This is a genomic window from Delftia sp. NA_296.1 (assembly GCF_052692095.1).
Genome location: NZ_JBQZGF010000020.1, coordinates 1 through 23,716, shown reverse-complemented (window position 1 = coordinate 23,716; position 23,716 = coordinate 1). Strand labels below are relative to the sequence as shown.

Sequence of the window (23,716 nt, the reverse complement as noted above, 5' to 3'; positions counted from 1 at the left end):
CTCACTGCTCGCATGGCTTGGAGCACGGGGGCGCAGAGGTGGCATCGCATTGGCAGCCGGGCTTGATCGCCCTGCACGGGAATCAGACGGAGGTGCTGGCCGACACGGTGCTGGCATGGCTGGCTGCGCACCCGCTGGATGTGCTGGAGCCCGAGGTGGTGCTGGTGCAGAGCAACGGCATGGCCGAGTGGTTCAAGATGCGCATGGCCGAGCAGCTGGGCGTGTGCGCCGCCGCGCGCGTGGAACTGCCCGCGCGCTTTGTGTGGCGCAGCTACCGCCAGGTGCTGGGCCGCCAGGCCGTGCCGCGCGAATCGCCGCTGGACAAGACACCCATGACCTGGCGGCTCATGCGCCTGCTGCCGCAGTGCCTTCATGACCCGGCCTTCGCCCCCATTGCAGGCTTTCTGCGCCCCGGCGAGCCCGAGCGGCTGCTGCAATTGGCCCAGCGCCTGGCCGACCTTTTCGACCAATACCAGATCTACCGCGCCGACTGGCTGGACGCCTGGGAGGCCGGGCATGACGTGCTGCCCATGCCCTTGCGCCCTGGTGTGGCGGACGTCCCGGTGCCCGAAGGCCAGCAGTGGCAGCCGCGCCTGTGGCGCGCCGTGCTGGCCGAGTTGGACGAGGACCAGCGCGGCGCCACGCGCGCGCGCCTGCAGGGCAGGGTGCTGGCCGCGCTGCAGTCCGGCGAGGCGCCGGCCGCGCCGCTGGCGCGCCGCGTGGTGGTGTTCGGCATCAGCCAGTTGCCGCTGAGCCTGCTGGAATTCCTGGCCGCCATTGCCCGCCACAGCCAGGTGCTGCTGGCCGTGCCCAATCCCTGCCGCTTCCATTGGGCCGACGCCATCGACGGGCGCGAGCTGCTGCGCATGGCGCGGCGCCGCCAGCCGCTGCGCGGCGGGCGTGATCTGGCGCAGCTGCCGCTGGAGGCCATGCACGCCCACGCCCATCCGCTGCTGGCCGCCTGGGGCCGGCAAAGCCGCGACTATGTGCGCCAGCTCGACGCCTTCGACACCACGGGTGCCGCCGCGCAGCTGCAGATGCCACGCGTGGACCTGTTCGACGAGACGGATGCCGAGGACCTGCGCACCGCGCCGCTGCTGGCCCAGGTGCAGCAGCGCATCCGCGACCTGGTGCCGCTGGCCGAGCACCCGCCGCTGGAGGTGGCGCGGGCCGACCGCTCCATCGTCTTTCACAGCGCCCACAGCGTGGTGCGCGAGCTGGAAGTGCTGCACGACCAGCTGCTGCAGATGCTGGCCCGGCCACCGGATCCTGCCCAGCCAGGGCAAGCGCCGCTGGCCCCGCGTGACGTGGTGGTCATGCTCCCGTCCATAGAGACGGCAGCGCCCTCGATACGTGCGGTCTTCGGCCAGTACGGCCGCCATGACCCGCGCCATATTCCCTTCGACATCGCCGACCTGGGTGCGCGCGCCAGCAGCCCGCTGGCCGTGGCCCTGCAATGGCTGCTGCGCCTGCCCCAGCAGCGCTGCCGGCTCAGCGAGCTGTGCGACCTGCTGGACGTCCCCGCGATTGCCGCGCGCATGGGGCTGGCGGCCGACGACCTGCCCCAGCTCACGCGCTGGATGGCCGGGGCCGGCATCCGCTGGGGACTCAATGCGCCGCAGCGTGGCGCCCTGGGCCTGCAGGCCTGTGGCGAGCACAACAGCGCCTGGTTCGGCCTGCAGCGCATGCTGCTGGGCTATGCCGGCGGCGTGGCGCAGGACGGCCAGGCCTTTGGCGGCATCGAGCCCTATGACGAAGTGGGCGGCCTGTCGGCCGAGCTGGCCGGCGTGCTGGCCGCGCTGCTGGAGCGCATGCTGGCCTGGTGGCGTGAGGCCGGGCGGCCCGCCACGCCCGAGGTCTGGGCGCAGCGCTTTCGCGCACTGCTGCAGGACTTCTTCAAGGCGCAGGACGATGAGGACGAGGCCATGCTGGCCGCGCTGGACGCCGCCCTCACGGACTGGCAGCGCGCCTGCGAGCAGGCCGGCTATGCGGACGCCGTGGAACTGGGCGTGGCTCAGGAGGCCTGGATGCAGGCGCTGGAGCAGCCCTCGCTGTCGCAGCGCTTTCGCGCCGGTGGCGTGACCTTTTGCACGCTGATGCCCATGCGGGCCATTCCCTTCGAGGTGGTCTGCCTGCTGGGCATGAACGATGGCGACTATCCGCGCCGCGCCATGCGCAGCGACTTCGACCTGATGGCGTTGCCTGGTCAGCAGCGCCCCGGCGACCGCGCGCGCCGCGACGATGACCGCCAGCTCATGCTCGAAGCCCTGCTGTCCGCACGCCGCGCGCTCTACATCAGCTGGACCGGCCACCATGTGCGCGACAACAGCGAGCAGCCGCCCTCGGTCCTGGTCTCCCAGCTGCGCGACTACCTGGAGACGGGCTGGCGCGGCGAAGGCGGCCAGCCGCTGCTGGCGCAGCGCACGCAGCAGCACCCGCTGCAGCCCTTCAGCCGCCGCTATTTCGAAGAAGGTTCGCCGTGGACCACCTATGCGCGCGAGTGGCGGGCCGCGCATGCGCAGTCGGACGGCACGGACGCGTTGCCTCCGCTGCCCGCGCAGCCGCGCCCGCCCTTTGTCCCCGACGCCTCGGCGCCGCTGACGCTGGCCCGGCTCACCGATTTCCTGCGCCACCCGGCGCGCGCCTACCTGCGCCAGCGCCTGCAGGTGCGCTTCGAGCAGGAGGACAACCCCGTGGTGGACGAGGAACTGTTCCAGCTCGACGGCCTGACCGAATACCTGCTGCTGCAGCAGTTGCAGCAGCAGGTGGCGGCCAGCCTGGACGAGCCCGGGCAGGCGCCCCAGGCCATGGAAGACAGCGTGCGAGCGGCCGTGGCGCGCCTCACGCGCTCGGGGCGGCTGCCGCTGGCGGGGCTGGGCGAGCGCGGCGCGCGGGCGCTGCAGTCCTCGGTCACGCCTTCGCTGCGGGCCTGGCGCCAGCAACTGGATCGGTATGCCCATCCCGCGCCGCGCAGGCGGCTGCTGATCGAGGACGATGGCCTGGTGTTCGACGACTGGATCGACGGGCTGCGCCAGTCCTGCGAAACCGAAGAGCCCCCCGATGCGGACGACGCACAGTGCTGGCTGCTGCTGGACCCGCGCAACCTGCTCAATGCCAAGGGCAGGCCCCATGCCGACAAGCTCATGCCGGTCTACCTGCGCAGCCTGGCGCTGGCCGCCAGCGGCTCACAGGCCGAGTTGCGCGTGGTGGCGCGCGACGGCCTGGTGCAGGTGCTGCCCATGGACCCTTCCGACGCGCTGGCACGGCTGCGTGAATTGATGGCCCTGTGGCGCGAAGGCCAGAACGGCCCGCTGCCCCTGCCGCTGCGCAGCGGCCTGGCCATGGCCGAAGGCTTTCCCGCTGCGGCACAGCAGGCCTATGAGGGTGGTCATCTGGTCGGCGGCGAAGGCGAGGACCCGTCCTGGGCCCGCTGCTACCCGGACTTCGAACGCCTGAGCGCCGATGGCCGTTTCGAGGCCCTGGCCCATGCCGCCCACGGGCCGCTGCTCGACTGGGTGGCCGCGCAGGTGCAGGTCCTGCCGTACCAGGGGGATGCGCAATGAGCGCGAGCGAAATGATCGGCGCCGTGACCGGCGATGTGGACGGCGACGTGACCAGCCATGTGCTCGACGCGCAGCGCTTCCCGCTGTGGGGCAGCCGCCTGATCGAGGCCAGCGCCGGCACCGGCAAGACCTGGACCATCGCCGCGCTCTACCTGCGCCTGGTGCTGGGGCATGGCGAGGGCAGCCTGGACGGCATCAGCAGCACGGCCTTCGAGCGCCCGCTGATGCCGCCCGACATCCTCGTCATGACCTTCACGCGCGCGGCCACGCGCGAGCTGTCCGACCGCATACGCAAGCGCCTGATCGAGGCCGTGCAGTGCTTTCGCGGCCAGGCCGAGCCCGCGCCCCACGACGCCTTCCTGCACGCGCTGCGCGAGGCCTACCCCGAAGGCGCGGCCCGTGAACGCGCGGCCTGGCGCCTAGCCATGGCGGCCGAATGCATGGACGACGCGGCCATCCACACCATCGACGCCTGGTGCCAGCGCATGCTGCGCGAGCATGCCTTCGACAGCGGCAACCTCTTCGACGAAACGCTGGAGCCCGACGAAAGCCAGCGCCAGACCGAGGCCGCGCAGGACTACTGGCGCCAGCAGTGCTACCCGCTGTCCGACGAGTTGCTGGACGAGGTCCTGAAGATCTGGCCCCACGTCGGCGCCCTGGTCGATGACATGCGCGCCCTGCTGCGCGAGCCCCCCGTGCCCGGCGCGGGCGAGGGCAGCCTGGCCGACTGCCTGCAGCGCGCCATGGAACAGCGCCGCAGCCGCCTGCTGGCCCTGGCGGCCGGCTGGGACGACAAGGCACAGCGCCTGCAGCTGTGGCTGGATGGACAGCTCGACGGCCATGGCGCGCTGTGGGACAAGCGCAAGCTGCAGCCCGCGCGCTACACCGGCTGGCTGGCCGCGCTGGCCGACTGGTCGCGCGCGCCGCTGGACGGCCCGCTGGCGCTGACCGAGGCCGCGCGCCACCGCCTCAGCCCCGAGGGCCTGGCCGAGGCCTTCAAGGGATCGGCCGGCGATGTGCTCATGCCGCTGGAACTGGCCGAGCTGCAGGCGCTGCTGCTGCAGCTGGAGCAACTGCCGCCCGTCAGCGTGGCCGTGCGCCTGCATGCGGCCGCGCGCGTGGCGCAGCGGCTGGCCCACCTCAAGCGCCAGGCCGGCAGCTTCGGCTTTGCCGACATGCTGCAGCGCCTGGACACGGCCCTGGCCGGCGACAACGGCGCCGTGCTGCGCGAGCGCATCCTGGCCCAGTACCCGGTGGCGCTGATCGATGAATTCCAGGACACCTCGCCGCTGCAGTACCGCCTGTTCGACCAGATCTACCGCACGGCGGCCAACGACCCGCACAGCGCCCTGCTGCTGATCGGCGACCCCAAGCAGTCCATCTACGGCTTTCGCGGCGCCGACATCCACAGCTACCTGCAGGCGCGCCGCGCCACCGAGGGCCGCCACTACGTGCTGGGCACCAACTACCGCTCCACCCAGGCACTGGTGGGCGCCGTCAACCATTGGTTCGCGCAGGCCGAGCAGCGGCCGGGCGAGGGCGCCTTCATGTTCCGGCGCGGCAGCCACAACCCGCTGCCGTTCGAGCCCGTGGCCGCCCAGGGCCGGCGCGAGCTGCTGCACACGCGCGACGGCACCATGCCCGCCCTCACCGTGGCCTGGAGTGCGGGCCGCGACGAGGACACCGGCATTCCCCTGCCTTTGTCGGCCGACGAGGTGCGGCGGCGCTTTGCGGCCCATTGCGCCGAGCAGATCGTGCAGTGGCTGGCCGACCCGCAGGCCGGCTTTGTGCAGCCCGATGGCCGCCTTGTGCGCCTGCGGCCTGCCGACATCGCCGTGCTGGTGCGCACGGGCCGAGAGGCGGCCGCCGTGCGCCGAGAGCTGCAGGCGCGCGCCGTGGCCTCGGTCTACCTGTCGGACCAGGATTCGGTGTTTGCCAGCGACGAGGCCCATGACCTGCTGTACTGGCTGCGCGCCGTTGCCGCGCCGCTGGATGCCCAGGCCGTGCGCGCGGGCCTGGCCACGCGGCTCATCGGCCTGTCGCTGGACGAGCTGGCCTGGCTGGCCGCCGACGAGGAAGCCTTTGACGTGCGCAGCGAGCAGCTGCGCGAACTGCACAGCATCTGGCTGCGCCTGGGCGTGCTGGCCATGCTGCGCCAGACCCTGTACCGGCTGGACCTGCCCGTGCGCTGGCTGCAGGACCCGGCCATGGGCGGCGAGCGGCGCCTGACCAACTACCTGCACCTGGCCGAGCTGCTGCAGACCGCCAGCGCCCAGCTGGAGGGCGAGCAGGCCCTGATCCGCTGGCTGGCCACCCAGATCGAGACGCCGGGCAGCGGCAGCGAAGAGCAGGTGGTGCGTCTGGAAAGCGATGCCGACCTGGTCAAGCTCGTCACCGTGCACAAGAGCAAGGGCCTGGAGTACCCGCTGGTCTGCCTGCCGTTTGCGGGCAGCTTCCGCCCCATGGAACGGGCCAGAACGCCGTTCCTGACCCTGTCCGCGCAGGACGAGTCGCAAGACGATGCGGCTCCGGCCCGCCGATTGCTGCTGGACTTCAGCTACGAGGACCTTGCCCAGGCCGACCGCGAGCGGCTGCGCGAGGACCTGCGCCTGTTCTACGTGGCGCTCACCCGCCCGCGCCATGCGCTGTGGCTGGGCCTGGCCCCGCTCAAGCGCGGCAACGGCAAGGCCTGCGTGAACGAGCAGGGCGCAGCCGGCTACCTGCTGGGCGGCACCGAGCCGCGCTCGGCCCAGGGCTGGCGCGACGGCCTGCAGCAGCTGTGCGGCGAAGACCCGCACATGGCCTGGCGCGACCTGGATGCCGGGCCACTGCAGCGCACGCGCTGGCAGCCCCCGGCTGGCGCCACCCCGCTGCACGATGCCCCGGCCTACGACGCGCGCTTCGACACCCGCTGGGGCATCGGCAGCTTCTCGGCCCTGGTGCGCGCCATGGCCGCGCCCAGCCTGCCCGTGCTGCCCGTGGCCGTGCAGCGCCCGGCCGAGGATGAGCAGGCGCTGGAGCCGCCCCCATCGCCGGAACTGGCGGACATCGTCGGCCTGGCGGGCCTGCAGCCCCTGCAGCCCCTGCAGGATGGACCGGCCGGCGGGCCTGCGGTCTGGCACCGCTTTCTGCGCGGTCCCGTGGTCGGCAACTTCGTGCACGACCAGCTTGAATGGCTGGGCGGCGAAGACTTTGCCCTGCCCGTGGACGGCCAGGGCGCGCTCGCTGATCGCCTGGTGCGCCGCTGCGAGCGCGCGGGCCGGGGCGAGCAGGCGCGCGACCTGCTGGCCTGGCTCACGGCCGTGGTCCACCAGCCGCTGGCGCCGCTCGATGTCACGCTGGCCACGCTGGGCCCGCAACTGTCCGAGATGGAGTTCTGGCTGCCCGCGCGCCAGCTGCCGGCCGAGCGCATCGACCAGCTGTGCCGGCGCTTCATCCTGCCGGGGCAGGAGCGGCCTGCGCTGCCCCAGCGCTCGCTGCACGGCATGCTCATGGGCTTTGCCGACCTGGTGTTCTGCCACGAGGGCCGCTACTGGGTGCTTGACTACAAGAGCAACCACCTGGGCCCGGACGGCGCCGCATATGGCCAGGAGGCCCTGGCCCGCGCCATGCTTCACCACCGCTACGACGTGCAGGCCGCGCTCTACCTGCTGGCCCTGCACCGGCTGCTGCGCAGCCGCCTGGGCACGGCCTACGAGCCGCAGCGCCAGCTGGGCGGCGCGCTGTACTACTTTCTGCGCGGCATCGATGGCCCGGCCGGTGGCATGCATGCCATGGCGCCCGAGCTGCCACTGCTCGATGCGCTCGATGAACTGCTCGGCCCCGGCCGCGCCGATATGCAGGAGCCACCATGAGCCCGCGCCCCCGTTCGCGGACCGTCGATACGGCCACGCTGGACCTGTTCGATGAACGGCCGAGCGGCGAGCCGCCGGGCGACGACTCGCCGGGCGACGCATCGCTGGGCGGCAAACCGCCGGGCGCCGTGCCGCCAGACACCAATGAAGTGCTGGCCCTGCTGCGCCGCTGGGCCGATGCCGGCCTGCTGCGGCGCCTGGATGCGGCGCTGGCCTCCTTCGTCGCCGGGCAGGATGCGCAGGCCGGGCCCGCCTTGCTGGTGGCCGCCGCGCTGCTGGCGCAGATGGAGGGGCGCGGCCACAGCTGCCTGCCCATGGCACCGCTGGCCGGCAATCCCAACGACGTGCTGGCCTGGCCCGCCGAGGCGCTGCCCGCGCAGCAGGCCCTGTGGCAGATGCTGCCCGCGCGCCTGTCCGGCTGGGTGGCGGCGCTGGGTGCCAGCCCCGTGGTGCGCGTGGTCGGCGACGCGGGGCAGGATGGCGGCGAGGACCGTGGCCAGCCCTTGGTGCTGGCCGGTGCCGACGGCCCCGCGCCGCTGCTGTACCTGCGCCGCTACTGGGACTACGAGCGCGCCGTGGCCACCCATGTCATCCAGCGCACGGCGGCGCAGGCCGTGGCCGCCCAGCCGCTGGACGAAGCCCTGGCCCGCCACTGGCTGGACCGCCTGTTCCCGCCTGCGGCGGAAGGCGGCCCCGTGGACTGGCAGAAGCTGGCCTGCGCGCTGGCGCTGCGCGGCCGGCTGTCGGTGATCACGGGCGGCCCCGGCACCGGCAAGACCTATACCGCCGCGCGGCTGCTGGCCCTGCTGTTTGCCACGGCGCCCGACGCCGGCCAGCTGCGCGTGGCCCTGGCCGCGCCCACGGGCAAGGCGGCCGCGCGTCTGAAGCAATCGATTGACGGGGCCTTGCTGCAATTGCAGGGCAGCATGGGCGGCGAGATCGACCTGGCGGGCCTGGTGCAGCGCATGGGCGCGGCGCGCACCCTGCACTCCATGCTGGGTGCGCGGCCCGATACACGGCACTGGGGATTCCATGCGGGCCGGCAACTGGACGTGGACGTGCTCATCGTCGATGAGGCCTCCATGGTCCACCTGGAGATGATGGCGGCGCTGCTGGAGGCACTGCCGGCCGGCGCCCGCCTGGTGCTGCTGGGCGACAAGGACCAGCTGGCATCGGTGGAGGCGGGCGCCGTGCTGGGCGACCTGTGCCGCGATGCCCAGGCAGGACGCTACCTGCCGGACACGCTGGACTATGCGCTGCGCGTGGCCGGCCAGGCGGTGCCGCCGCAGTTCGCGGCGCCGGCAGGCGACCGGCCGCCGGCTCTTGCGCAGCACACCGTCATGCTGCGCGAAAGCCGGCGCTTCGGTGGCCCCATCGGCCAGTTGGCGCGCGCCGTGAATGCCGGCCACGCCGCGCAGGCCCAGGCCTTGCTCGATGCCGGCACGCAAGGCGGTACGCACTCCGAACTCTGGGAGCGCCAGGGCGGCGGCGTGCAGGCCGTGACCGAACTGGCCGTGCGCGGGCGCGGCGGCCTGGCCAGTTATGCGCTGTATGCCAGGGCGCTGCAAAACAGGCCGGCTGCGGACGGCGACTACGAGGCCGCGCACCGGGCCTGGGTGGTCGACGTGCTGCAGGCCTTCGAGCGCTTCCGGCTGCTGTGCGCCGTGCGCGAGGGGGACTGGGGCGTGTCCGGCCTCAACCGGGCGGTGGAGCAGGCCCTGGAAGCGCAGGGCGCGATCCGCCGCAGCGGCGAATGGTATGCGGGCCGGCCCGTCATGGTCACGCGCAACGATGCGCAGCTGGGCGTGTTCAACGGCGACATCGGCATTGCGCTGCCGGGTGGGTCGCATGGCGGGTCACAGGGGGGGCCGCAGGGTGGGCCCGGGCAGCCGCTGCGCGTGTACTTCCTGCAGGGTGACGAGCTGCGCTCGGTCGGTGTCAGCCGCCTGGCCCATGTGGAGACCGCCTTCGCTATGACGGTGCACAAGAGCCAGGGCTCGGAGTTCGAGCACACGGCCCTGGTGCTGCCCTCGCGCGGTGGCAGCGTGCTGGGGCGCGAGCTGGTCTACACCGGCATCACGCGCGCCCGCCAGGCCTTCTCGCTGTTCTCCGAGGTGCCGGGCCTGCTGGCCTCGGCCGTTGGCAGCCCCACGCAGCGCGCCAGCGGGCTGCTGCGCTGGCTGCAGGACTGAGGCGGGCAGGGCGGCGGCTCAGGCCGGAGTCTTGTCGCTGGCGTAGCGGGACATCATCAGCGCCGTATTGGTCTTGCGGTCGGCATTGACCTGCTGCACCGTGGGCCGCTCGGCCATGCGCGCCAGGTACTCGCGCACGGGCAGGTCGGCCAGCACGTCGCGCCCGCCAACGATCTTGCTGGCCGCGCTGACCAGGGGCAGGTGGACGATGGCGCAGCAGTCGGCCAGCGTGAAGCTGTCGCCCGCCACAAAGGGTGAGAAACGCGCGAGCTTGGCGAAGGCCGCCACGTTCTTGTCGAGCTGGGCCAGCGTGCGTTCCCGGGTGGAGTCGCTGACCTGGCCGCCGAAGAAGGCCTGCGGGTAGAGGATGCGCGCCACCAGCTCCAGGTGCAGGTCCAGGTACACGCACAGCTCGCGCACCTTGGCGGCCTCGAAGGCGTCGGTCGGCAGCAGGGCCGGCGAGGGCGACAGCGTCTCCACGTACTCGACCATGGCGGCCGACTCGCACAGGCCCCGGCCGTCGTCGATGCGCAGGTACGGCACCTTGCCCAGCGGCGACAGTGCCATGTCGGTCTCGCCCAGCCAGTCCAGTTCCTCGTTGAAGGGCAGCTGCTTTTCCAGCAGGGCCAGCTTGACCTTGTTGTAGTAGTTGCTGGCCGCGAATCCGCACAGGGTGAGCATGGGTGTCTCCTTGGGTTGTTTGTGGTGAAGGCGAGGGTGCGCGCCTGTGATGGTAGGGGCGGGCAGGGCATGGCGCGGTCCCGGAGATGACGACTGGGGCAGACCCCTAGAATGGCGCCATGCCGCTTCGCCTGCCCTCCACCTTGGCTGCCTGCGCCCGCTGGGTGCTGGGGCTGTGGCTGTGCGTGGCGCTGGCATCGGCGTTTGCGCCGCTGGCGCGTGCCTCGGGCTGGGAGCGCCTGTGCTCGGCCGCTGGCGAATCGGTCTGGGTGCCATCGCCGGCCGGTCAGGACAATGCCCTTGCCGGCAGCCACGGCATCGACTGCCCGCTGTGCCTGCCCCCGCTGGCGCCGCCGCCCGCCCGGTGCAGTGCGGCCCCGGCACCGCTGATGGCAGATGCGCAGCCACGGGCGCACCCGGCCTCCGTCCACAGCGTGGCCATGCCGGCCTTGCCGCAGGCCCGCGCCCCGCCCCGGTGACTCCCCATTTCAATCCCTGCCTCTTTCGCTTGGCTTTTGTTTTTGCAAGGCACACAGACCGTGCAGCAACGTATTGAATTTTCTGGAGAAACCGTGATGACACTGCGTCAATGGACCACCCCTTTCCTGATCGCCGCCTCCCTGTCCATGGGCCTGGCCCATGCCCATGCCGATGCCGCCCACGTCAAGGCCGACGCCGCCTGGGCGCGTGCCAGCGTGCCGGGCCAGCAGGCCACGGGCGCCTTCATGCGCCTGACGGCCGAGGAGCCGCTGCGCCTGGTGGGCGTGGAGTCGCCCGCCGCTGGCGTGGCCGAGGTGCATGAAATGAAGATGGAAGGCGATGTGATGCGCATGCGCGCCATCGACGGCCTGGACCTGCCCAAGGGCGTGGCCGTGGACCTGAAGCCCGGCGGCTACCACGTCATGCTGCAGCAGCTCAAGAGCCCGCTGCTCAAGGACAGCCAGGTGCCCATCACCCTGGTGTTCAAGGATGCCAAGGGCGAAACCTCGCGCCTGAGCCTGCAGGTCCCCGTGCGCGCCATGGCGCCCGGCGCGGCGGCTGCCCCGGCAGCGGGCCACGGCGGCGGCCACGTAGGCCATTCGCACTGAGCCAGCGCCATTGCACCGGGTTTGTGCGCAGCCGCATGCGCATGACTTGCCGTGGACTTGGCGTGTGCCTGGGTTAAGCTGGGAGCATGGCCGGCATCCTTCGCCGGCATGCTCTTCCAACCCAGTCCTAGCGAGTGCTGCCATGAGTGACGCGTCCTCCTTCGGTTTCGGCAAGTTCATCCCCGGTTTCGACTTCCTGCAGGGCCTGGCCCAGAGCGCGGGATCGGCCACGGCCCGGCCCCTGGGGCGCCTGCCCGAATGGGTGGCGCCCACGGTGAGCATCGAGGAGGTGGACAAGCGCATCACCGAACTCAAGGCCGTGCAGTTCTGGCTGGACCAAAATGGCAAGGCGCTGGCCGCCACCATCCAGGCCCTGGAAGTGCAGCGCATGACGCTGTCCACCCTGCAGGGCATGAACGTCAGCATGGGCGAACTGGCGCAGGCCTTCCAGTTCCCCGCCGCTGCGGCCGCCACCGCTGCTGCAGCCACTGCGGGCAAGGGCGCCGCCAGCGCGGGGCAGTCCGACCACTCGGACTGGCCCATGTCCTCCGCCGGCAAGGCCGGCAAGCAGGAAAAGCCGCAGGCCGCGCCCGCGCAGCCCCCTGCCGAGCCGCCTGCAGCTGCTGCGGCCGCTGCATCCGCGGATGCCGGCAGCAAGGCCTCCGGCCCCGAGGCTTCTGCGCCCAAGGACGAGCCGGCCCAGGCCGCCGCCATGGGCCAGGCCATGCAATGGTGGGGCGCACTGACCCAGCAATTCCAGCAGATCGCCGCCAAGGCCATGGCCGAGCCCATGGCCCCCGAGGCCGTGGCTGCCGCACAGCGCGCCACCGGCATGGCCGGCGACATCGCCAAGGCCGCCATGGACCGCATGACGGCCCAGGCTGGCGCCTTCGCCGCGCAGGCAGGCAAGGCGGCTGCACCGGCGGCCAAGGCCCCGGCCGGAGCCGCCAAGGCGGCTGCGAAAGCGCCAGCCAAAGCTCCAGCCAAAGCGCCAGCCAAGGCAGCGGCCAGGAAGACGGCGGCAAAGACCACCGCAAAGACAACAGCCAAGGCACCGGCCGCAGGCAAGTCGCCGGCCAAGAGCCGGCCACCGCGCTGAGCGGCACGGCGGCTCCCATGGATGGTCTAGAGCCCTCCGCAAGCCGGGCGCTGGCAGGGCTAGAAAGAAGGTTGGAATGTCGTTGTTTCCTGTAGGCCATGCCAGCCATTCCGACTGGCGCGCCGCGGCCGATGCGGTGCTGCTGCAACTGCGCTCGCAGATGGCCGATCCGGGCCACGCGCAGCGGCCCCGACTGGGCCTGGTGTACCTGTCCCACGCGCATGCCGCCCATGCAAGACCGTTGCTGCAGCATCTGGCCAGGGCCTTGCCCCATGTGGCGGACTGGGCTGGCTGCTCGGCCGGTGGCGTGCTGGCCATGTCCCATGAATACCTGTCCGGTTCCGCGCTCGCGGTGATGCTGCTCGATGTGCCGGCGGCGCACTACCGCCTGTATTCGGGCCTGGCGCCGTTGCATGCGCCGGGCGGCGAGGCCGGGTTCACGGCCCATTCGGCCCTGGTCCATGCCGGAGGCGGCCAGCCCGAGCTGGCCGAGTTGCTGTACGAGCTGTCCGAGCGCACCGAGTCCGGCCTGCTGTTCGGCGGCGTGGGCGATGACGGGGACGATGGCGTGGAGGGCGTGCAGATCGCCTGCCGCACCGAGGACCTGCATGCGCAGCATGCGGATGCGCGCGGCATTTTCAGCGGAGGCTTCTCGGGCGTGGCCTTCGGTGCGGGCGTGCCCTGCATCACGGGCATGGCCCAGGGCTGCGTGCCGCTGGGCGAGGGCCTGGAGATCACCGAGGCGCGCGGCGCCCTGGTCACCGGGCTCAATGGCGATCCGGCCTTGCAGTGCCTGCTGCAACTGCTGGGCGTGGAGCTGGAAGGCAGCGACTGGCAGCCCGCGCTGACCACGGTGCGCAGCACGCTGGCGGCCATTGCGCCGCCGGGCCGGGGCATGGCCCACGGCGTGCTCACCGAAGAGGCCCAGGTGCTGACCCTGGTCGGGCTGGACCCGCTGCGCCAGGGCGTGGCCCTGTCATCGGCCGTGGAGGCCGGGCATTCGGTGATCTTCTGCCGCCGCCAGGCCCAGGTCGCGCGCCAGGAACTGCTGCAACTGGGCGCTGCGCTGCGCGATGCGGCGGAGCCCGAGGAGGCGGCGCCCGAAGGCGAGGCACAGCCCCGCATCCGTGGCGCCATCTACATCAGTTGCCGGGGCCGCGGCGGCGGCCTGTTCGGCGGCCCCGATGCCGAACTGCGCACCCTGCGCCACGCACTGGGCGATGTGCCATTGATCGGCTTCGTCGCCGAAGCCGAGATCATGGACGCCCGCCTGCACCGCTTCGCCGGGGTGTTGACGGTGTTCACTGCCTAGGCGCCGTACACGCCGTACACGCCGTACACACGGTACACACCGTCTGCACCTCAGACCGCGCGCGGGCGCACCGTGCCTGCGCTGCGATCCGGGTCCATGGCTGCGGCCCCCAGAAAATCGAAATCCACGGCCGGCTGCCTGCCGCTGACCAGGTCGGCCAGCGCCATGCCGGAGCCGCAGGCATGGGTCCAGCCCAGCGTGCCGTGGCCGGTGTTCAGGAACAGGTTGGCGATGGGCGAGCGCCCGATCAGCGGCACATTGCTGGGCGTGGCGGGGCGCAGGCCGCTCCAGAACTGGGCGCGCCCGGTATCGCCGGCGCCGGGGAACAGCTGCTGCACGCGCCGCACGATGGCCTCGCAGCGCACGGGGTCCAGGTTGCGGTCGTAGCCGTTGAACTCGGCCGTGCCGGCAATGCGCAGGCGGTCGCCCCGCGCGCCGGTGTAGCGCGAGAACACCAGCTTGAACTCATCGTCCGTGAGGCTGACCTGGTAGGCCTTGGCGGGGTCCAGCACCGGCAGGGTCACGGAGTAGCCCTTGGCCGGGTAGATGGGCAGGTGCAGCCCCAGCGGCTGGGCCAGCAGCGGGCTGAACGAGCCCATGGCCAGCACATAGGCGTCGCCCTGGATGCGTTCGTAGCGGCCATCGGCATTGGTCACCTCCACGTGGTCGATATGGCGGCTGGCGCCCGCACCCGTGGTGCGCAGCGCCATGACGTGGTGGCCGTGGCGGAACTGCACGCCCGTGGTGGTGGCAATGCGTGCCAGCTCGCGGGTGAAGAGGTTGGCGTCGCCCGATTCATCCTCGGCCGTATAGGTGGCGCCCGCTATCTGCCCGCGCACATGGGCCAGGGCCGGCTCCAGGCGCACGGCTTCGTCGGCGTCGATCAGGCGGCGGTCGCAGCCCAGGGCCTGCATCTGCTCGGTGGGCTTGAGCGCACCCTCGAACTCGCGGGCGTTCGTGTAGAAGTGCAGGATGCCCTGCATGCGCTGCTCGTACTGGATGCCGGTGTCCGACCGCAGCTGCTGCAGGGCCTCGCGGCTGTAGGTGCCCAGGCGAACGATCTGCTGGATGTTGTGGCGCGTGCGCGCGGGCGTGCAGTTGCGCAGGAAGGACAGACCCCAGAGCCACTGGCGCATGTCGGCGCGCAGGCGGAACAGCAGGGGGGCGTCCTGCCGGCCCAGCCAGCCCAGCAACTTCAGCGGTGCGCCGGGGTTGGCCCAGGGTTCGGCATGGCTGACCGAGATCTGCCCGCCGTTGGCAAAGCTGGTTTCGGCGCCGGGCGCAGCCTGGCGGTCGATGACGGTCACTTCATGACCGAGAGATTGCAGATAGTAGGCCGAGGCGGTGCCGATCAGGCCGGCTCCGAGAACGATGACGCGCATGACAATGCCCTTTCAAAGGCATGTGCCGGTCACGCGGAAGCTGGTAGCTATGGATTCAATAGCAAGCAGCCGGCGTCCGTCGTGACGCAGCTGCCGCTCCCCCTGTCCTTGGTACCTGAGAGATTCACCGCCGTCCATGGGAACGGGGCTTGCTCCTTCGGTGCGCCGCATATTGCGTGCGGCGGCTCTCCAGACGGCATGTTGTGTTTGCAGTACGGAACCTGAGCGTGTATGGGAGTTTGCGCCTTCGGTGAGGCTCGGCACCGTGGTGCCCGCCTGCTCTCCTGCAGGGGCGATTCTATGTGGCTTGCGCAGCCGGTTCCAGTCGTACTGGGGATACCACCAGTTACTACCTGTATGTGGTGTGGCCGATTCAGGGTATTCCCTATATCGCTCAAGCGCCTCCCTCGTAGCGCTGGCACGAGCCTTCGATTTCATGTAAAAAAACTATTGAAATAGAAAAAAACATGATTTAGCCTATCGGTATGTGTGGTGGTTTGACAGCGCATGTTCTGATCGATTGAACCTCCATGGGGTAACCATGGGTTGTATATCTGTCGGATAGGCGACTTACCGTTGCACAGGTGAAGGTCTATGGAAACTGGCCCGCCACTGGAAAAAATACAAGCACGGTGAATATGGTTCGTTGAGGGAGGAAAAAAATGATTTGCATCGCAAACCCGGCTGAAGTTGTGCCCGGCTCAATGGGCAATGGAGCAGTGCGCAAGCGCTGATGGAAATCCACCTTTTTTGATTGACGCGCAGGATCTGCGCGAAACCCTGTTACTTCCAATGTCACCGGTTGCAAGGTGAGTTGTGAGTTCTTGACTCAAATAGAACTATCCGAGGTGCGGCGATGCAAATGCGCTGGGTACAACTGATGGCCATTGCCATTGGGGAAAATATTTTCCTGTCTGATTTCCTTGAAAAAATGGGGAATATCATGCGCGTTCTTGATCGCCTGCCTAGTTCGGTGTTTTTACGAAAATGGCGTGCAGCGAGGTACTTGTTCTCGTTGCTGCTGCTTTCGTGCGCCGGTATTTCATCCACGGCACTCGCGGCGACCATCGTTTTCACGGTCACCGACAACAGCGACGCTCCAAATGCCAATGCAACGACACCAACCACCTGTGTCAGCACGCTGGGGGGTACCTTTGCTGGCGCATGTACGCTGCGAGCGGCCATTCAGGCAGCCAACTACACGCTACAAACGCTGGATCCGAGTGCCGATGTTTCCATCGTCTTTGCGCCGACACTGTCTACGTCGGTACGAACCATACAGAGCGGGACATCCAAGGATGCGGCGGGAAACCTCCATCCGTATGTCGACAATCAGACGGTTTACGTGCGCTGTGCCAACACATTCGTCAGCGGAGCCCAGTCCGGCGCCGTGACGGGAGCCACCAATGCCTGTGGTCAAACCCAGATGATCAGCGGCGGCGATACGGGCACCACCACTGGTGCCGGTGGTGCCTGGTACTGGCTCAAAGGCACCGTGCCAGCCGGCACGGGCTCATTGACCATCGATTTCGGGGGAGTCATACAAGTCCAGAACTGGGCGGACTCCGCCTGGGAAACTTTTTATCTTGGTGGGAAGAACATCACGCTCACCAATTCGCCCAACATGACCTGTGGCGAAGCGGTATTCGTCGTTGGCTCCCCGGCGAACAATGTCACCATTGATCGCGTCGGCCTGGTGAATGTGGCGCCAACCCCTGCGGGAGAGGGGACGCCGTTCAACTGCGAGCTGTACGCGGAGATTCATCAAGGCGCACAAAACGTATTCTTTACCAATAGCACGATCAATTCCGCGATATGGAATGGAAATTACGGCAATAACAAGGGCTCGGCCATTTCCGTTGCCGCAAGCAACGGTACAGGCACGGTTTCCAACATTGTTGTCGATAATTTCACTGTAACGAATCTGCCCAATCCTATCGGGGGAATGCAGCTCGAGCAGTTTTTCCAGGTCATGTCGAACATGACCGTCAACGGATTGACGATCAAAAATTCGAATATCGCACTGAGCCCGACTGGTGGAAATGCGCCCAGGGCCGTGGTGTCGGTTGATGGAACGATCAGCCTGGCCAATGGAATTGGTCTGGCCGTGACGGGTAATACCTTCTCGCTGCCTATCGCCGCCTATACCGGGTCATCGCCAACGCATGTGTCGGCACCAACGGTGAATACGGCAGCCTCAGGCACGACGCAGGTAGTGACGGTGACCGATAACAACTTCACTGGCGGCGGGGACGGGGTGAATATCGGTGGTACGGGTACGGCACCAGGATTGATTGGCAACAACAAGATGACAAGCCAGTCGAGAAGTGCCATTCGTATCACTACGCGTGATTTCTTCAAGATTTCTCAGAACACGCTGTTTTCCGTGCCTGTGGCTGCAAACTCAGGCATCAGTTTGCTGACGACGGGCAATGGACAAACCGGATGGACTCCCACCCTTGGCGTCGGCGCCAGTGACACCGCCGCCTGCACCTGGACATTCAATATCACGGCAAATGCCAATGCGAGCGAGCCGGCACCGTATACGGTGGAAGCCTTTTGGTCGCCGACCGGCGCGGGCGTCAACGATGCGCAGGTCTATCTGGGCTCCGAAACCATGGCCGGAGCCTCGGGAACGCTGACCGTTCCTTCGTATCTCAGCGGCCAGGTGCGAGTCACAGTGACGGACAGCAATTCCGGCGGAGCCCAGACCTCGCAGCTTTCAACGGCGGCAAGCGTCACCGGTTTTCCCTGTGCCCTGAAATCCGGCGTTCTGGCGACGACCAACAATCAACCTGTCGGCAGCAGCGACTTGCTGGAGGTCTACATTGTTGACGGCCAAGGCAATGCCTGGACAGGGGGCAGTGACACCGTCACCTTCGCAGCGCCGCCTGCAGGTGTCACGTTCAATGGCGGCTCCGCCGCAGTCAGCTGCACGACCAACTCCAGCGGAAAGTGCGCGTCTCCAATCAATGCCAGCAGCAGTGTCGCCGGAACATTCACCACACCCGTGACCTTGTCGTCGTCAGTCGCTGGTGCCACGTTCTCCAATCTTCCATTGGGTGGAAGTCCGGTATCTGGCGCAGTAACTTATCAGCCTTCGCCGGTTGCTTACAGCTTCACCGGGCTGCCGGCCAGCACGAGCGGGTCTGAAATCGCCGCGAGTCCGCCATCGATTGCGGCCAACGGCGTCTCCACCAGCACCTTGGCCGTGCAGTTGAAGGATGCTTTAGGCAACCTTGTCACCACCTGTACCGATACGGTGGCCTTCACCCTCAATGCGGGGACGCAAGGCGTTCCTGCCGCCAGCGTCACGGGCTGCAGTGCCGGCATGTATACGGGGACGGTGACATCGCCGGTGCTGGTCGGCAGCGGCACCTTCGGGTTCACCATCAACGGGTCTGCGGCTGTTGCCACCGCAACGGTCTCCTATGTGGCCGCAACGCCGAGCACGAGTGCATCGACGATAGTCGCCACACCGGCATCGATCGTGGCCAACGGCAGCTCCACCAGCGTGCTGCGCGTGCAACTGGTCGATGCCAGCAGCAATCCGATCAACACCTGCACGAACACGGTGGCATTCACCCTGAACGGCGGAACGCAGGGAACGCCCAATGTGGGCGCGGCCTCGTGTACTGCCGGCATCTATACGGGCACCGTCACATCGCCCACGGCAGTCGGCAGCGGGATCTTCGGATTCACCATCAACGGCTCTGCTGCAGTTGCTACGGCTTCAGTGAGCTACACGGCGGGTCCGCCAAGTACCAGTGCCTCGACCATCGTTGCGAGTCCGACCTCGATCATTGCCAATGGCACTGCAACCAGCACATTGACGGCGCAGCTCAAGGATGCGTCAGGCAATTCGATTGCAACCTGTGCCAATACGGTGGCCTTCACGCTGAACAGCGGAACACAGGGCTCGCCTGCGGTCGGCGCGGGTTCGTGCAGCGCAGGGGTTTACACGGCAACCGTCACGGCACCTACCGCAGTCGGCAGTGGCACCTTTGGCTTCACCATCAATGGCTCGGCCGCCACGGCTACGGCTGTGGTGAACTACACGGCCGGCTCGCCCAGCAATGGCGCGAATGGAAACCTGATCAGTGCCAGTCCGCTCAGCGTTGTCGCAGACAACACTGCCACGAGCTCGATCAGCGTGGCCCTGCGCGATGCCAATGGCAATCCCGCCACGGATACGGTGGCGCACACGATTGTCTTCACCAAAACGGGCGTGGGCACGACCACGCCGGCCGCACCCACGTGCACGATCGCGGCCAATGCCAATCCGGCCACCTGCTCCGTGACGGTGAAATCGGCCACGGTCGGCACCGCAAGTTTCACGGCAACGGACAACGGAACGGCCGTGAGCAATGGCAGTCCGGTATCGGTCAACTTCATTGCCGGGCCGCCCAGCAATACAGCCAGTGGCAATCTGCTCAGTGCCACGCCGCTCTCGGTGATGGCCGACGGTACGAGCACCGGCACGGTGACCGTCGCACTGCAGGACGCCAATGGCAATGCAACCGTCGATACGGTCGCCCACACCATCGGCTTTGTCCATACCGGCGCCGGCACGCCGTCGGCAACTTCCTGCACGATTGCGGCCAATGCGAATCCAGCGCGCTGCTCCATCACGGTGACATCCACCGTGGCGGGTGCGGCGAGCTTCACAGCCACGGACAACAACGGCACCACCACCCAGAGCGTGGCAAACGGCAGTCCGGCCGTGATCAACTTCACGGCCAATGCCGCCGACCCAGCCAGGTCGGGGGTGCGTACTGTCACCAGTCCGGTCACGGCCAATGGCTCGGCGACAGATGTGCTTGAAGCGTTTGTGGGAGATGTCAACGGCAATCCGGTGGCCGGAAGCGTTGTCACGTTCTCTCCCACCGCAAACATCACCTTCAGCGGTACCTGCACTACCAATGCGGCCGGTACCTGCCAAGTCACCGCCAAGACAACCGTCGCGGGTTCCTACACTTCCGGCGCAAGCATCGCGAGCGGCGCATTGAGCGGCAGCGGCGTCAGCGCCGGTGGCAATACGTACGGTGCGACGGCTGCCTATGTCTTTACGGCAGGTGCCGTCGATCCCTCCAATTCGACCATGTCGGTCGATGTGAACAACCAGGCAGCCGGTGGCGGCCAGGACGTCGTTTCCGTGGTCACCAAGGATGCGTTCGGCAATCCGGTCACCGGCGTTGTCGTGAACTTCAGCGTGACGCCCGCCGGAGCGGCACCTGCCACCGCCAGCTGCACGACTGCTGGTGCAGCGGCGACCTGCTCGGTGTCGTTCACCAGCGTGACCGCATCGACTTACTCGGCTGCCGCCACGGTGGGTGCAACTGCCATCGGCAACAGCCCGCAATCGATGGCCTTTGTCGCCGGCAATGCCTCGGCAAGCAATTCGGGCCTGCGTGTCGTGAGCGACAACGCGGCGGCAAATGGCACGGCAACCGATGTGGTGGAAGCGTATGTGCGCGATGCCGGTGGCAATCCCAAGGGCGGCGAGGTCGTCACCTTTGCCGGTGCTGCCGGCGTGAAGCTGAACGGTGGTGCGGCAGGCGCGTCAGCCACTTGCACCACTGGAACAAGTGGCGCAACTCTGGGCATTTGCTCTATCACTGCCACCAGTACAGCAAGTGGTACCTACAGCATCGCCACCAGCATTCCTGCAGGAACTCTGGGTGGCACGTTCACCGTGGGAGCAAACGCGTATTCGCCAAGCGCCGCACAAATTCATTTTGTGAGCGTGGTGAACCTCAGTGTCACCAAGGCCAACCCTGGCAGCCTGACTGTGGGCACGCCCTTCAACTATGCGTTCTCCGTGTCCAATGCGGCCAGTGCCTTTGGTCCCGCCACCAGCGTGACCATCAAGGATCTGGTGCCGGCAGGCATCAGCATCACGGGCGTGCCGACCGGCGCGAACGTGGCCAGTGCGACCTGCACGCCCAACACCTTCCCGTTTGCGGGCAATGGCAGCTCCGTGCTGACGTGCACGGTGAACTTCACCACACCGGTGGCGGCTGGCAGCAACAGCAGCTTCAATCTGCCGGCAGTGCCGACGGCGGTGGGCTCGAGCACGAACACGGCCTCCTACGATCCGTCCGGCGGCATCAGCCCGGTCAATCCGACGGCCGGGTGCACGACCGATTGCGCATCGACGCCTTCCACGCCGGTCACGCCTGGTACGCCAGCGCTGACGGTCACCAAGGCCAACCCGGGCAGCCTGGCTGTGGGAACTGCGTTCAACTACGCGTTCTCCGTGTCCAACGCTGCCGGTGCCTTCGGTCCTGCCACCAGCGTGACCATCAAGGATCTGGTGCCTGCGGGTATCAGCATCACGGGCGTACCGACTGGTGCAAACGTGGCCAGTGCAACCTGCACGCCCAACACCTTCCCCTTCGTGGGCAATGGGACGGCGATCCTGTCTTGCACGGTGAACTTCACTGCGGCAGTGGCAGCGGGTGGCAACACCAGCTTCAATCTGCCGGCTGTACCGACGGCGGTGGGGTCGAGCACGAACACGGCTTCCTACGATCCGTCCGGCGGTATCAGCCCCGTCAATCCGACGGCAGGGTGTACGACAGACTGCGCTTCCACGCCTTCCACGCCGGTGACCCCTGGTACTCCTGCACTGACGGTCACCAAGGCCAATCCCGGCAGCCTGGCTGTGGGGACTGCGTTCAACTACGCCTTCACGGTAGCGAATGCGGCCAGTGCCTTCGGTCCCGCCACCAGCGTGACCATCAAGGACCTGGTGCCTGCAGGCATCAGCATCACGGGCGTACCGACCGGCGCAAACGTGGCCAGCGCAACCTGCACGCCCAACACCTTCCCGTTCGTTGGCAATGGCACGGCGATCCTGTCTTGCACGGTGAGCTTCACCACACCGGTGGCAGCTGGCAGCAACAGCGGCTTCAATCTGCCGGCTGTTCCGACGGCGGTGGGCTCGAGCACGAACACGGCCTCCTACGATCCGTCCGGCGGCATCAGCCCCGTCAATCCGACGGCGGGTTGCACGACGGATTGCGCATCGACGCCTTCCACGCCGGTCACGCCTGGTACGCCAGCGCTGACAGTCACCAAGGCCAACCCCGGCAGCCTGGCCGTGGGCACGCCGTTCAACTACGCCTTCACGGTAGCGAATGCGGCTGGAGCGTTTGGTCCCGCCACCAGCGTGACCATCAAGGACCTGGTGCCGGCAGGCATCAGCATCACGGGCGTGCCGACCGGCGCGAACGTGGCCAGTGCGACCTGCACGCCCAGCACCTTCCCGTTTGCGGGTAACGGCAGCTCCGTGCTGACGTGTACGGTGAGCTTCACCACGCCGGTGGCGGCTGGCGGCAACAGCAGCTTCAACCTGCCAGCTGTGCCGACGGCGGTGGGTTCGAGCACCAACACGGCCTCCTACGATCCGTCGGGCGGAATCAACCCGGTCAATCCGACGGCAGGGTGCACGACGAACTGCGCATCGACGCCTTCCACGCCGGTCACGCCTGGTACGCCAGCGCTGACGGTCACCAAGGCCAACCCGGGTAGCCTGGCTGTGGGCACGCCCTTCAACTACGCGTTCTCCGTGTCCAACGCTGCCAGTGCCTTCGGTCCCGCCACCAGCGTGACCATCAAGGATCTGGTGCCGGCAGGCATCAGCATCACGGGCGTGCCGAGCGGTGCGAACGTGTCCAGTGCGACCTGCACGCCCAATACCTTCCCCTTCGTGGGCAATGGCACGGCGATCCTGTCTTGCACGGTGAGCTTCACCACGCCGGTGGCGGCTGGCAGCAACAGCAGCTTCAATCTGCCGGCTGTGCCGACGGCGGTGGGTTCGAGCACGAACACGGCTTCCTACGATCCGTCGGGCGGCATCAGTCCGGTCAATCCGACGGCCGGGTGCACGACCGATTGCGCATCGACGCCTTCAACGCACGTCACGCCAGGCATGCCTGCGTTGACGGTCACCAAGGCCAATCCCGGCAGCCTGGCTGTGGGTACGCCCTTCAACTACGCGTTCTCCGTGTCCAACGCCGCCAGTGCCTTCGGTCCCGCCAACAGCGTGACCATCAAGGACCTGGTGCCGGCAGGCATCAGCATCACGGGCGTGCCGACCGGCGCAAACGTGGCCAGTGCGACCTGCACGCCCAATACCTTCCCGTTTGCGGGTAACGGCAGCTCCGTGCTGACGTGTACGGTCAGCTTCACGGCTTCGGTCGCAGCGGGTGGCAACACCAGCTTCAACCTGCCGGCTGTGCCGACGGCGGTGGGCTCAAGCACGAATACGGCTTCCTACGATCCAGCGGGTGGCATCAACCCGGTCAATCCGACGGCGGGTTGCACGACAGACTGCGCTTCCACACCGGTGACTCCGGTCACACCGGGTACGCCTGCGCTGACGGTTACCAAGGCCAACCCCGGCAGCCTGGCTGTGGGGACTGCGTTCAACTACGCCTTCACGGTAGCGAATGCGGCTGGAGCGTTTGGTCCCGCCACCAGCGTGACCATCAAGGACCTGGTGCCGGCAGGCATCAGCATCACGGGCGTGCCGACCGGC

The 23,716-nt window shown here is 68.2% G+C and carries 10 protein-coding genes and 1 riboswitch; of the genes, 8 read left to right on the top strand and 2 right to left on the bottom strand.

Translation table 11 applies throughout. The annotated features are described in order from the left end of the window. The first annotated feature begins 38 nt into the window (after positions 1-38). From recC to recD, 3 genes are read left to right on the top strand one after another with little or no spacing between them, the layout of a single operon-like run. Positions 39-3,563 carry an exodeoxyribonuclease V subunit gamma gene (recC, locus tag ACUTR7_RS29080; RefSeq protein WP_445610403.1) on the top strand — a complete coding sequence of 1,175 codons (3,525 nt, stop codon included), beginning with the start codon at positions 39-41 and terminating at the stop codon, positions 3,561-3,563. Then, complete coding sequence (recB, locus tag ACUTR7_RS29075; RefSeq protein ID WP_445610402.1) at positions 3,560-7,417, top strand: exodeoxyribonuclease V subunit beta; 3,858 nt, start codon at positions 3,560-3,562, stop codon at positions 7,415-7,417. The genes recC and recB overlap by 4 nt, the downstream gene beginning before the upstream one ends. Further along, on the top strand, positions 7,414-9,609 hold the full coding sequence (gene recD, locus ACUTR7_RS29070) for an exodeoxyribonuclease V subunit alpha (protein ID WP_445610401.1): 2,196 nt from the start codon (positions 7,414-7,416) through the stop codon (positions 9,607-9,609). Before recB ends, recD begins: the two co-directional genes overlap by 4 nt. 18 nt (positions 9,610-9,627) lie before the next feature. Here the strand turns inward: recD and ACUTR7_RS29065 are convergent, their stop codons facing one another. Beyond that, complete coding sequence (locus tag ACUTR7_RS29065; protein WP_445610400.1) at positions 9,628-10,290, bottom strand: glutathione S-transferase family protein; 663 nt, start codon at positions 10,288-10,290, stop codon at positions 9,628-9,630. A 119-nt stretch (positions 10,291-10,409) separates the two neighbouring features. Between ACUTR7_RS29065 and ACUTR7_RS29060 the strand changes: the two genes are divergently transcribed. The 4 genes from ACUTR7_RS29060 to ACUTR7_RS29045 all read left to right on the top strand — a co-directional run bounded on the left by ACUTR7_RS29060 (position 10,410) and on the right by ACUTR7_RS29045 (position 13,789). Then, complete coding sequence (locus ACUTR7_RS29060; RefSeq protein WP_013800287.1) at positions 10,410-10,769, top strand: hypothetical protein; 360 nt, start codon at positions 10,410-10,412, stop codon at positions 10,767-10,769. Between the two features lie 96 nt (positions 10,770-10,865). Then, positions 10,866-11,378 carry a copper chaperone PCu(A)C gene (locus ACUTR7_RS29055; RefSeq protein ID WP_445610399.1) on the top strand — a complete coding sequence of 171 codons (513 nt, stop codon included), beginning with the start codon at positions 10,866-10,868 and terminating at the stop codon, positions 11,376-11,378. A 142-nt stretch (positions 11,379-11,520) separates the two neighbouring features. After that, entirely contained in the window at positions 11,521-12,477 is a 957-nt protein-coding gene (locus tag ACUTR7_RS29050; protein WP_445610398.1) for a PhaM family polyhydroxyalkanoate granule multifunctional regulatory protein, read from the top strand. 76 nt (positions 12,478-12,553) lie between these two features. Continuing rightward, positions 12,554-13,789 (top strand): FIST signal transduction protein, encoded by a 1,236-nt coding sequence (locus tag ACUTR7_RS29045; protein WP_445610397.1) that lies wholly within the window; start codon positions 12,554-12,556, stop codon positions 13,787-13,789. 50 nt (positions 13,790-13,839) lie between these two features. On the opposite strand, the gene ACUTR7_RS29040 is transcribed toward ACUTR7_RS29045, so the two are convergent. Then, positions 13,840-15,171 carry a D-amino acid dehydrogenase gene (locus ACUTR7_RS29040; RefSeq protein ID WP_445610396.1) on the bottom strand — a complete coding sequence of 444 codons (1,332 nt, stop codon included), beginning with the start codon at positions 15,169-15,171 and terminating at the stop codon, positions 13,840-13,842. A gap of 92 nt (positions 15,172-15,263) precedes the next feature. After that, positions 15,264-15,374: riboswitch (glycine riboswitch) on the bottom strand. A 659-nt stretch (positions 15,375-16,033) separates the two neighbouring features. Between ACUTR7_RS29040 and ACUTR7_RS29035 the strand changes: the two genes are divergently transcribed. Next, a partial coding sequence (locus ACUTR7_RS29035) for an invasin domain 3-containing protein (protein WP_445610395.1) occupies positions 16,034-23,716 on the top strand: 7,683 nt, incomplete at its 3' end.